The sequence below is a fragment of the Roseixanthobacter psychrophilus genome, from assembly GCF_043195195.1.
Classification (GTDB): Bacteria; Pseudomonadota; Alphaproteobacteria; order Rhizobiales; family Xanthobacteraceae; genus NCEH01.
This window is the reverse complement of the sequence record NZ_JBAFWT010000002.1, coordinates 178,059-187,664: the sequence shown is the minus strand read 5'-3', so window position 1 is coordinate 187,664 and position 9,606 is coordinate 178,059. Positions and strand designations below refer to the sequence as shown.

General features: G+C 61.9%; 16 protein-coding genes. 14 read left to right on the top strand and 2 right to left on the bottom strand.

The features are described from left to right. The first annotated feature begins 21 nt into the window (after positions 1 to 21). The 14 genes from nifT (at position 22) to V5F77_RS03175 (ending at position 8,044) form a co-directional block, all read left to right on the top strand. Positions 22 to 237 carry a putative nitrogen fixation protein NifT gene (gene nifT / locus V5F77_RS03240; protein ID WP_429003885.1) on the top strand — a complete coding sequence of 72 codons (216 nt, stop codon included), beginning with the start codon at positions 22 to 24 and terminating at the stop codon, positions 235 to 237. Positions 238 to 243: 6 nt separating this feature from the next. Next, on the top strand, positions 244 to 1,107 hold the full coding sequence (locus V5F77_RS03235) for an SIR2 family NAD-dependent protein deacylase (protein ID WP_429003884.1): 864 nt from the start codon (positions 244 to 246) through the stop codon (positions 1,105 to 1,107). 287 nt (positions 1,108 to 1,394) lie between these two features. Beyond that, positions 1,395 to 2,957, top strand: coding sequence for a nitrogenase cofactor biosynthesis protein NifB (nifB, locus tag V5F77_RS03230; RefSeq protein WP_429003883.1), 1,563 nt, complete (start codon positions 1,395 to 1,397; stop codon positions 2,955 to 2,957). Between the two features lie 34 nt (positions 2,958 to 2,991). Continuing rightward, a complete protein-coding gene (locus tag V5F77_RS03225; RefSeq protein ID WP_394081273.1) occupies positions 2,992 to 3,216 on the top strand; it encodes a 4Fe-4S binding protein in 225 nt (74 codons plus the stop codon). Between the two features lie 10 nt (positions 3,217 to 3,226). After that, positions 3,227 to 3,538 (top strand): HesB/IscA family protein, encoded by a 312-nt coding sequence (locus V5F77_RS03220; RefSeq protein ID WP_429003882.1) that lies wholly within the window; start codon positions 3,227 to 3,229, stop codon positions 3,536 to 3,538. A gap of 52 nt (positions 3,539 to 3,590) precedes the next feature. Next, positions 3,591 to 4,130: a hypothetical protein gene (locus tag V5F77_RS03215; protein ID WP_429004035.1), complete on the top strand. Its 540-nt coding sequence runs from the start codon at positions 3,591 to 3,593 to the stop codon at positions 4,128 to 4,130. Next, a complete protein-coding gene (locus V5F77_RS03210; RefSeq protein WP_429003881.1) occupies positions 4,120 to 4,893 on the top strand; it encodes a 4Fe4S-binding leucine-rich repeat protein in 774 nt (257 codons plus the stop codon). Before V5F77_RS03215 ends, V5F77_RS03210 begins: the two co-directional genes overlap by 11 nt. Continuing rightward, complete coding sequence (locus V5F77_RS03205; RefSeq protein ID WP_429003880.1) at positions 4,890 to 5,210, top strand: nitrogen fixation protein NifZ; 321 nt, start codon at positions 4,890 to 4,892, stop codon at positions 5,208 to 5,210. Before V5F77_RS03210 ends, V5F77_RS03205 begins: the two co-directional genes overlap by 4 nt. Then, on the top strand, positions 5,207 to 5,446 hold the full coding sequence (locus V5F77_RS03200; RefSeq protein WP_429003879.1) for a nitrogen fixation protein NifZ: 240 nt from the start codon (positions 5,207 to 5,209) through the stop codon (positions 5,444 to 5,446). Before V5F77_RS03205 ends, V5F77_RS03200 begins: the two co-directional genes overlap by 4 nt. Before the next feature lie 126 nt (positions 5,447 to 5,572). Beyond that, complete coding sequence (locus tag V5F77_RS03195) at positions 5,573 to 5,932, top strand: DUF3024 domain-containing protein (protein ID WP_429003878.1); 360 nt, start codon at positions 5,573 to 5,575, stop codon at positions 5,930 to 5,932. A 46-nt stretch (positions 5,933 to 5,978) separates the two neighbouring features. After that, positions 5,979 to 6,248 carry a hypothetical protein gene (locus tag V5F77_RS03190; protein ID WP_429003877.1) on the top strand — a complete coding sequence of 90 codons (270 nt, stop codon included), beginning with the start codon at positions 5,979 to 5,981 and terminating at the stop codon, positions 6,246 to 6,248. After that, positions 6,245 to 7,444, top strand: coding sequence for a DegT/DnrJ/EryC1/StrS family aminotransferase (locus tag V5F77_RS03185; RefSeq protein ID WP_429003876.1), 1,200 nt, complete (start codon positions 6,245 to 6,247; stop codon positions 7,442 to 7,444). The genes V5F77_RS03190 and V5F77_RS03185 overlap by 4 nt, the downstream gene beginning before the upstream one ends. Before the next feature lie 55 nt (positions 7,445 to 7,499). Next, a complete protein-coding gene (locus V5F77_RS03180; RefSeq protein ID WP_429003875.1) occupies positions 7,500 to 7,808 on the top strand; it encodes a 2Fe-2S iron-sulfur cluster-binding protein in 309 nt (102 codons plus the stop codon). A 17-nt stretch (positions 7,809 to 7,825) separates the two neighbouring features. After that, a complete protein-coding gene (locus V5F77_RS03175; protein WP_429003874.1) occupies positions 7,826 to 8,044 on the top strand; it encodes a hypothetical protein in 219 nt (72 codons plus the stop codon). Positions 8,045 to 8,456: 412 nt separating this feature from the next. Here the strand turns inward: V5F77_RS03175 and V5F77_RS03170 are convergent, their stop codons facing one another. Beyond that, positions 8,457 to 8,747 carry an aldehyde dehydrogenase gene (locus V5F77_RS03170; protein ID WP_429003873.1) on the bottom strand — a complete coding sequence of 97 codons (291 nt, stop codon included), beginning with the start codon at positions 8,745 to 8,747 and terminating at the stop codon, positions 8,457 to 8,459. 57 nt (positions 8,748 to 8,804) lie between these two features. Further along, positions 8,805 to 9,458 carry a glutathione S-transferase family protein gene (locus V5F77_RS03165; protein WP_429004034.1) on the bottom strand — a complete coding sequence of 218 codons (654 nt, stop codon included), beginning with the start codon at positions 9,456 to 9,458 and terminating at the stop codon, positions 8,805 to 8,807. Positions 9,459 to 9,606 lie beyond the last annotated feature (148 nt).

The following is a 9,606-nucleotide window of genomic DNA, read 5'->3' as shown; positions in this document are numbered from 1 at the left end:
CGCCATTCACGGAGCTTTCCCATGAAGATCATGATCCGCCGCTCGCCCGAGACCGGCCTGTCCATCTACGTGCCCAAGAAGGACCTGGAGGAGCCGATCGTGGAATTCGAGCACGAGACCCTTTGGGGCGGCTGGATTCGCATCGCGAACGGCTGGGTGCTCGATCTGCCGGAGATGGCGGCGGGCACCACGCTGCCGATCACCATCAATGCGCGCAAGCGCGGCGAAGAAGGTTGAACGCCGATGAACGCCCCCATTCCCCATATTGATTTCGCCAATGCCGTCGATGCCGAGGCCGTGCTGACCAAGGTTGCCGAGCAGTTGCGCGGCGGCGCCATCGTGCCCTATCTCGGCCCGGGCCTGACGGAACTTTCCAAGCCCTCGATCCCCATGAATCCGGAGGCCCTGGCGGCTTTCTTCGCTACCAAGGTGGCGCTGCCGCGCCGCGCCAGGGGCAATGCCTGGGCCTCGGCGCAGCATATCGAGAGCATGAAGCACCGCTCCACCGTGACGGCGCTGATGACCGAGGCCTTCACCCCCCCGGTGGAACCGACCACCCTGCATCGCCATCTCGCGACGCTGGGCCTGCCGATGATCGTCGACACCTGGTACGATGGCGCCATGCGCACGGCGCTCGCCGAGCGCTCGGACTGGGGTGAGGTGCAGGGCATCACCCGTGCCGGCATCGGCGAAGACCGCTGGTATCGCTTCTATGATGCCACCGGTGCTGAGACCGGCCGCGCGACGGCACCGAGCTGGACCACCCTGCTCTACAAGCCCCATGGCTCGATCGCGCCGGCCAAGAACTTCCTGATATCCGACGCGGATTATGTGGAAGTCCTGACAGAGATTGACATTCAGACGCCCATTCCTGACGTCGTGAAGGATCGGCGCACGGAACGCAATTTCCTGTTCATCGGCTGCCGGTTCAACGACCAGCTCTTGCGGACCTACGCGCGGCAGGTCTCCAAGCGTTCCGGCTCTCAGCACTATGTGCTGGTCGAACAGCAAGCGCTGTCGAAAAACGAAATGCGTTTCTTCATCTCGCAGGGTCTTACCCCCATCGCCTTGCCGCTGGAGCGTGCCGTCGAAATCCTGTGTGGCTGATCTTTCTCACCCTTCTGCCTGAAATCCATCGGAGCGCCTCGGCGCTCCGATGCGTTTTTCAGGGCACGGAAGCCCCATCCCGACCAAAGGCGGACAGCCCCGCGACATCTGTAATCTTTCCAACATACCGCCAGAGATTTCGTCGAGGCGTGTTCGCAAGGCGACAGCGAACGATCATCTGCAAGAAATTGATATTGCTCAAACTTTGATTTTTTACCTCGCTGGCACGCGAGTTGCTCATGTCTCCTCAGGACATTCTTGAATTTGGCCATCAGCGAGGAACGGACATGCACGCATCAGCACAGCACGAAGCCGGCGCGGCCCAAAGCGGCGCGGTTGTCAGTGACGTCATGCAGGCGATTGCCGAACACAAGGGCTGCGGCACATCGGGCGGCAGCGGCAAGGCGAGCTGCGGCTCGGCCGCAGGCCAGAACGACCTGCCCACGGAAATCTGGGAAAAGGTGAAGAACCACCCCTGCTACAGCGAGGAAGCCCACCACCATTATGCCCGCATGCATGTGGCCGTGGCGCCCGCCTGCAACATTCAATGCAATTACTGCAATCGCAAATATGATTGCGCCAATGAATCACGCCCCGGCGTGGTCAGCGAAAAGCTGACCCCCGAACAGGCTGCCAAGAAAGTGCTCGCTGTCGCATCCACCATCCCGCAGATGACCGTGCTGGGCATCGCCGGCCCCGGCGACCCGCTCGCCAATCCGGAGAAGACCTTCAAGACCTTCGAGCTGATCTCGAAGACTGCGCCCGACATCAAGCTTTGCCTCTCCACCAACGGGCTCACCTTGCCCGACCATGTGGACACCATCGCCGGCTTCAACGTCGATCATGTCACCATCACCATCAACATGGTGGATCCGGAGATCGGCGCGAAGATCTATCCCTGGGTGTTCTGGAAGCACAAGCGCTACACCGGCGTGGAAGCCGCCAAGCTGCTCACCGACCGCCAGTTGCTGGGGCTGGAAATGCTGACCGAGCGCGGCATCCTGTGCAAGGTCAACTCGGTGATGATCCCGGGCGTCAACGACAAGCATCTGGTGGAAGTGAACAAGGCCGTGAAATCCCGCGGCGCCTTTCTGCACAACATCATGCCCCTCATCTCGGCGCCCGAGCACGGCACCGTGTTCGGCCTCACCGGCCAGCGCGGTCCGACCGCACAGGAGCTGAAAGCCCTGCAGGACAGCTGCGAGGGCGAGATGAACATGATGCGCCACTGCCGGCAGTGCCGCGCCGACGCGGTGGGTCTGCTGGGTGAAGATCGCAGCGCGGAATTCACCACCGACAAGATCATGGCCATGGAGGTCAATTACGACCTCGACAGCCGCAAGGCCTATCAGGCCATGGTGGAAGAAGAGCGCGTCGCCAAGGTTGCCGCCAAGCAGGAAGAGCTGACGACGCTCGCCGGCGAAAAGAGCGACATCAAGCTGCTTGTCGCGGTCGCGACCAAGGGCTCGGGCTTGATCAACGAGCATTTCGGCCACGCCAAGGAATTCCAGGTTTACGAACTCTCGACCGCTGGCGCCAAATTCGTCGGCCACCGCCGCGTGGACCTCTATTGCCAGGGCGGCTACGGCGATGAAGACAGCCTCGAAACCGTGATCCGCGCCATCAACGACTGCCATGCGGTGTTCGTGGCGAAGATCGGTGGCTGCCCGAAGGGCGACCTTCAGAAGGCCGGCATCGACCCGGTGGACCAGTACGCCCACGAGTTCATCGAGAAGTCGGCTATCGCCTGGTTCAAGGCATACCTCGACAAGGTGAACAGCGGCGAGATCGAGCATGTCGAGCGCGGCGATGCCGAGATCCGTCAGGGCGCCCTGATCACTGCGGCGTGAACTTTCGAAAATCGAAGACCTCTAGGAGCTTAAGATGGCCCTGAAGATCATTGCCTCGCAGTGCACGAGCTGTTCCGCCTGCGAACCCGAATGCCCGAATGTGGCGATCCGGGAGAAGAACGGAACGTTCATTATCGACCCCAAGAAGTGCACCGAATGCATCGGTCACTTCGACGCCCCGCAATGCACTGCAGTGTGCCCGGTCGATGACACCTGCGTCATCGACACCTCTTATCCCCGCTACCAAGCCCCGGCCTGAGGAGAGCCTCATGAACTTTACCATCACGCCGGCGGCCGAAAAGTTCGTTCGCCTCATGCTGCGCGCCGACGGTGGGGCCACCAGCGGCTTCCGCTTGGCGGTATCGCCCGGCGGATGCTCCGGGCTCTCCGCGGACATCGCCGTGGTACCCTCGCCGGCTTCCGGCGACGCGATCGTGGAGCGCAATGGCGTGCGCTTCTTCCTGCCGGCGGAAAGCCGCCAGTTGCTCGACGGTGTCACCATCGATTTCGCGGACACACCAGCCCAGACAGGGCTCGTTTTCCACGATCCCAAGGCCCGCTCGTGCAGCTCGCACGGCTAAACAGACGTCGCCGTAAGAGGGCTGGGTCATGATGCAGACCGCAAGTCACGACATGGTCCAAGTGGGAGCGCCGGGCTCAGTTCCCGGCGTCCTCGACGATGCCGTGCTGACGGGCGCACTCCTCGGCGGGGGGCTTCCACCTGCCGCCGAGGCGCACCTTCATCAGGCTGGGCTTTCCTATCACCTCGATGAAGTGGCCGAGCGGCATCTGCGGGAGGCCCAGGCGCTCGCGCCAGACCATGCCGCGGTGCTGATCGGCCTCTATCGCTTCTATTTCTACAAAGGGCGCCTTGCGGAGGCTCTCACCGTGGCAAAGCAGTGCCTAGACAAGGCGGCCCGCGAGAACAACCTGCCGGCCCGATGGCAGGAGGTCTCGGCGGGTGATGCCGAATTCAGCCGGTACGAGGCCATGCTGCCGCGCTTCTTTCTCTTTACGCTCAAAGGCTACGCCTATCTCCAGATGCGCCTCGGCAATCTTGAGGAAGGGCACGCCGCTGTCACCAAGCTGATCCAGCTCGATCCTAGCGATAAGGTCGGCGCGAAAGTGTTGCTCGATGTTCTCGAACGCATAGGGCAGGACGATGAAGGATGAGATCGACGAGGCTCGCGATTGGTTGGGCAACGAGATCGACTGCTCCGCCTGCTCGCATCAGGATCTGCTCGGCGCCGGCCTGTGCCGCCTGAAGCACGCATGCGTGCACGACCGGTACGCACGTCGCATCGATCGCTTCTTCAACTGGAATCCCGGCCTTTCCAATGGCTATGTGACCCATCCCCATTTCGAGGTGAGGGCAATTGCCGCCAAGCATGCTAGCCCGTTTGTGCTGCAGCCGCTGCTGGAAGATCCCGAGGAAACCGTGCGCTGGAACGCGGCACGCCGGCTGCCGAAACGGCTGATCCTGCCGCTGCGCAATGACCCGCATCGCGAGGTCCGCATCCGCATCGTGTCTCTGCTCGACGACGCCGAACTGATCGCGATGATGAACGACAGCGACTATTACGTGCGCCTTGTCATCGCGCGCCGTGTCGCCCCCCCTCTGCTTTCCCGCATGATCGACGATCCTGAAGTCGAGGTGCGCAAGATCGTCGCCCAGCGCCTGCCGCGCGATTGGCTGCTGCAAATGGCGGACGATGCCGACGCGGCGGTACGCCTCGAAGTTGCCCAGCGCCTCGCCCCCGACCTTCTGCCCCGCCTGCGGCACGATCCGGATTGGCGCGTGCGCTACGAAGTGGCGCGGCAGATCGCGGTAGAGGACATCGCCGAACTTGCCGAGGATGACGACACGTTCGTTCAGGACATGGCGCGCTCGCGCACGACGGAGAACCAAGGTCGATCAATGGAGTATCCGCGATGAGCAACATTGTTCGAGACAGTGACGTCGTCGAGATTACGGCTCCGCCCTATTTTTCCTTCGGCGAGAAGGTGAAGGCAAAACGGACCATACGCAACGACGGTACTTATGCCGGCAAGGAGATCGGCGACATCCTCGCAAAAAAAGGCGAGGAAGGATACGTGGTCAGCATCGGCACGTTCCTCCAGCAATTTTATATCTATGGCGTCGAATTCATGGAGAGCGGAAACCGCGTCGGCATGAAGAAGAAGGAGTTGGAGCCAGTCCATTCCCGCGACGACATGGCGGACATTCCACTGCCCGGAGGATCCACAGCGTGATTGAGCCTAGGCTGCCGAAATACCAATGGGGACAGCGTGTGAAGGCGACCGTCGACCTTCACAACGACGGGTCGTTTCCGCAGGCTCCGATCGAAGCACTGCTGGTCGGCATCGGCGCCGCCGGTGAGATTGTTCAGGTCGGGACACACACTGAGGCGAACATGCCGATCTATCTCGTCGAGTTCGGCGAGCATTTGGTGGTCGGCTGTCTGGAAGAAGAAATCGTTCCGCTCTAGAGCCGGATCCGATCAAGTCAACCGAACCTGATCGGCGGCCGCCTCTAGACCATTGATCGAGAAATCGTCATCCGATCAGCTGAAATGCAAGCTGATCGGCGCGAGTTCTTGCGCGCGAGCTGGGCCATGAATGCGGCAATTCTCAAGACCCTGTCGGCTGCACGGTCGCCTCACCCCAATGAGCTGGACCGCAGACGCATCGCGCGCGGCCTCAAGGCCCGCAAACGCTATCGCTATGTCGAACCGAGCGTTGAGGATGTCGAGGGCGGCTATCGGATCGCCAGTCCCTGTTGCTCCCGGAACATCGACGCGGAGGGCGGCATCATCGACGTCGCCCTCCTTCTATTTGAGTCCGAGGGGCGCACCTGGCGCCTGTTCTGGAAAAACCACCGGTCGGGCAATTGGGAGCTGCACAGCGTCCATATCCGGCTGGATTCGGTCCTGGACCAACTCAACATCGATGAAGAGCGCACATTCTGGCAATGATCTTGCATAGTTCTAATTGTCGGATCTCGAACACAGGATCATGGACATGGCGCTGAAAGCGGACGACTTGACGCAGATCGACCAGATACTTTCCGTCGCAGATGTGGGCCCTCAGGTATTCGCCGACTTGCGAGGGCGTTTTCCGCATTTGTCATGGACGAGATGCGATGCCTCCGACGTGACCGAGGCGCCGTTCCGCATTTATCCACGGTTCGAGGTGCACCTGTTGGACGCGGCAGACCATTGCGTGCAGATCACCGCCGACCCCGCGCGCGCGACCGGGATCGTGCTGGCAACCCGCAAGGCGCAGCCATGAACGGACCCGCCCTCTCACAAGATCTAGCGGACCCTTGCGTCGATGAGGACGCGAACGAGCTTATCCCCCTCTCCGATCCCGATATCACGCTCGCGGAGATCGAGGCGGTGGACAACGCCATGCGCGCCCCACAGCTCTCCGCCGGCCCTGGGGTCACAGCCTTCGAGACCGCGTTTGCGGCCTATCTTGGCCGCAAGTACGCGATCGCGGTGCCGAGCGGCACCATCGGTCTTCTGCTGGCGCTCAAGGCGCATGGCATCGGCGAGGGAGCGGAGGTGATCGCCTCGTCCTATTCGTTCCGGGAAACAGCCCACGCCATCAGCCTCGCCGGCGCCCGCCCGGTCTTCGCCGAGATCGATTATTGGGCCGGAACGCTGGCGCCGGAGAAGGCGGAAGCGAAGATCACGCCGCAGACGCGCGCCATCATCGCCGCCAACACCAATGGCCACCCTGCCGCTTGGGCCGCCCTGCGGGAGCTGGCGACACGGCACGGCCTCGCACTGCTGGAGGATTCCACGGAGGCGATAGGCTCGCGCTACCAGGGCCAATTGGTCGGCACATTCGGCGACATGTCGGTGTTCGACTTTTCCCAACCCTCCGCCCTCACCTGCGGAGAGGGCGGCATGCTGGTGACCGACGACATCGACCTTGCGGTGACGGTGCGCCGGCACCGAGCCCACGGCCTCGAAGAGCGCGGCTCCGTGGTGGTCACCGGCTCGGCGCCCTATCAGGCCAACATGAGCGATATTTCCGCGGCGCTTGGCCTCGCGCAGCTCAAGCGCATCGATGAGATCCTTGAGCGGCGGCGGATGATCGAGCATCTTTATTACAAGCACGTCGCCTCGTTCGAGGGCATCAAGGACCCTTATGTAGGGCCGGACGTCACCGAGGTGAACTGGTTCCTGTATCTTGTTCATCTTGGCAACCGCTTCTCTCGCTCCAGTCGCGACGCTATCGTCGAAGACTTGCGGGTGGAGGATGTGGAGGCGGCGGGATACTGCAATCCCCTGCACCTTCAGCGCCATTACCTCGACACTGGCTACCGCCGAGGCGACCTGCTCGTAACCGAGAAGCTGTCAGACCGCGCGGTGGCCCTCCCGTTCCACACCCATCTTACCGAGGACCAGATCGAATTCATCGTCGCCACAATGAAGGATGCGTCCATCAATGTCGGCGCCGGGGCGGCGATCTACTGAGAACGGCTAGGATCACCTTTTTAAAACTTAACACCGCAAGCTCAGGAGAGAAGAAATGACCACGCTTACCGTAATGCCCGTCGACAAGACATTCGAAGTGGTGGAAGGCATGACCCTGCTGGCCGCGTTGATGGGCGCGGGGATCGAGATCCCCCACAAGTGCGAAGGCAAGGCGAGCTGCGGCAGCTGCCACATCTTCGTCCAGGAAGGCCGCAAGGGCGTGTCCAAGATCGCCCGCGAGGAGAACGAGCGGCTCGATTCCATCGTCGGCGTCGGTTCCAAGTCGCGGCTTGCCTGCCAGACGAAGGTTCTGGGCACCGAGAATATCAAGATTGAGCTTCTCGGCTTCGGTTCCGGCTTCTGACCGGCATGGAGGAAACAATGGAAAAGATCATGATCCATGTTCGGTTCGTGCCGAACGGTTCGGTGGTTGAGGTCAGCGATCGTCCGGCGGGATTGACCCCGCAGGATTGGTTCAACCTGCTGAGCGACCGCGCCGGAGATGTCTACCAGACCTTCTCAGGTGGGCGCGGGCTGTTCCGGATTGATCAGGACAAGCTCGAAGCGTTGAAGGCCGAAGTCACGTCCACCGCAGCGTGATAGCGCCGCGCGACCAACGCATCTTCTGAGCGGCACCAAGATTTGGGGCCGCCCCTTATTACCGCCCTGTGTTGTCGTCCGGCCTTCAGCCGGATACGTCGCCGCGTCCCTGACTGTCGGCAAAAGCTCAACGGCTCTTTGCCGAGGTCGTGGGGACGCGGGGGGTCCCGCGCGACCGTCCACGGCGACACTGTGCCATGGTGCATCAGGCGGACATGGCCAGGAAGGCAATAGCACGGGCCACCTGCCACGATCCGGGCAAGGATGGCACAGGGTCCACGATGGTAGCGCTGACGGTGATGCCGGCTGGGGAAATTGCCCTGCGGTCGAGTGTTCCCCAAACAGCAGCGGGTTGCTCTTCCCTGGAGGTTGCTCTTCCGGTGAAGGTCATCGCGGCCCATCGACCGCACGATCATCCCAGTTTGAGAAACTGATCCTGAAACGACGCCATCTTTTCGGCTGTGTCGAGGCCCTTCTGGGCCGGCCAGTGGTTCTCGAAGAAAAAGGAATTGACGTCCCGGGTCATGTCCTTGCCGTAAATGTACCAGCGCTCGACCCCATCGGGGCCAATGATGGCGGGGCCATCTGCACGATGCACCACATCGCCATCCAGCCAGAGCCGCGTATCACCATAGAGATAGATCCCAGCCTTGCGGGACATGTCGTCTTGATTGCGCTCTTCCACGATGAACATCTGGCTCATGACAATTCCTTCAAGGGATTAGGGCCCCTGCGGTTCCCAAAGCAAGAACCATGCGCGTCAGGCCACCCCCTCCGCCACCTGCTGCCCCAGCATGGAGATGTTGTAGCCCTCCTCCCGCAACACCCCCGAGACCGCGGGGCGGGTGAGCATGAGCCGATAATGAGCGAGCAGGTTTTTCGGCAGGTCTATGCCCGTCTTGTCGGCCCAAAATTCCACATAGAACAAGATTGGATCGGCGGCGCTGAAGGAGCCGGCGAGATAGGGGCCAGCGCCCAATGTCTCGTCGAGAACGGAAAAGCCCTTGCGCACAATCTCGCGGCCGAGCTCCCGTACGCTCTCATGATCCGCCGCGGAGCGGGCGAACGTTGTGGTCGCGAAGATCCGTGCGAACCCCTGTCCGTGGATGGTTCCCACCACGTATGCCATGGCCTCGAGTAGGCGCGTTTGAAGCTCGACATCCTCCGGCCACAGCCGCCCGCGCGCGCGGCTGCGGGCCAACCAGAAGGCGATCGCCGGGACTTCGGTGAGCGCGGTTCCGTCCGGGCGCACCAGGGTCGGAATGGTGGATTTTGGATTGATCGCGACATAGTCCGGCTTGAAATGATCGCCTGCCGGCAGGTTCACGACAGCGACCTCGAACACCTCCTCCAACTCCTCCAGCAGGATGTGGACGCCCGTGGAGCAAGATCCAGGGGTCATGTAGAGCTTCATCATCGCCATCGCGGCATCTCACCATTTCTCGGAGGCTGGCGGGCACACGCCACACGGCCTTCTCCCGGCATGCTTCATGCAAATATCGGGGCATTCTCCCCCGCAGGATGCACCTGTGAGGGAAGTCCGACCGGGAGCGTCGCGTTTG

What these genes read in the sequence shown, in the direction of transcription:
- V5F77_RS03225 (WP_394081273.1), top strand. Translation starts at nt 2,992, where the DNA reads ATGGCCCTGAAGATCATTGCCTCGCAGTGCACGAGCTGTTCCGCCTGC.
- V5F77_RS03170 (WP_429003873.1), bottom strand. Translation starts at nt 8,747, where the DNA reads ATGAGCCAGATGTTCATCGTGGAAGAGCGCAATCAAGACGACATGTCC.
- nifT (WP_429003885.1), top strand. Translation starts at nt 22, where the DNA reads ATGAAGATCATGATCCGCCGCTCGCCCGAGACCGGCCTGTCCATCTAC.
- V5F77_RS03190 (WP_429003877.1), top strand. Translation starts at nt 5,979, where the DNA reads ATGGCGCTGAAAGCGGACGACTTGACGCAGATCGACCAGATACTTTCC.
- V5F77_RS03165 (WP_429004034.1), bottom strand. Translation starts at nt 9,458, where the DNA reads ATGAAGCTCTACATGACCCCTGGATCTTGCTCCACGGGCGTCCACATC.
- V5F77_RS03180 (WP_429003875.1), top strand. Translation starts at nt 7,500, where the DNA reads ATGACCACGCTTACCGTAATGCCCGTCGACAAGACATTCGAAGTGGTG.
- V5F77_RS03205 (WP_429003880.1), top strand. Translation starts at nt 4,890, where the DNA reads ATGAGCAACATTGTTCGAGACAGTGACGTCGTCGAGATTACGGCTCCG.
- V5F77_RS03215 (WP_429004035.1), top strand. Translation starts at nt 3,591, where the DNA reads ATGGTCCAAGTGGGAGCGCCGGGCTCAGTTCCCGGCGTCCTCGACGAT.
- V5F77_RS03210 (WP_429003881.1), top strand. Translation starts at nt 4,120, where the DNA reads ATGAAGGATGAGATCGACGAGGCTCGCGATTGGTTGGGCAACGAGATC.
- V5F77_RS03195 (WP_429003878.1), top strand. Translation starts at nt 5,573, where the DNA reads ATGAATGCGGCAATTCTCAAGACCCTGTCGGCTGCACGGTCGCCTCAC.
- nifB (WP_429003883.1), top strand. Translation starts at nt 1,395, where the DNA reads ATGCACGCATCAGCACAGCACGAAGCCGGCGCGGCCCAAAGCGGCGCG.
- V5F77_RS03220 (WP_429003882.1), top strand. Translation starts at nt 3,227, where the DNA reads ATGAACTTTACCATCACGCCGGCGGCCGAAAAGTTCGTTCGCCTCATG.
- V5F77_RS03235 (WP_429003884.1), top strand. Translation starts at nt 244, where the DNA reads ATGAACGCCCCCATTCCCCATATTGATTTCGCCAATGCCGTCGATGCC.
- V5F77_RS03175 (WP_429003874.1), top strand. Translation starts at nt 7,826, where the DNA reads ATGGAAAAGATCATGATCCATGTTCGGTTCGTGCCGAACGGTTCGGTG.
- V5F77_RS03185 (WP_429003876.1), top strand. Translation starts at nt 6,245, where the DNA reads ATGAACGGACCCGCCCTCTCACAAGATCTAGCGGACCCTTGCGTCGAT.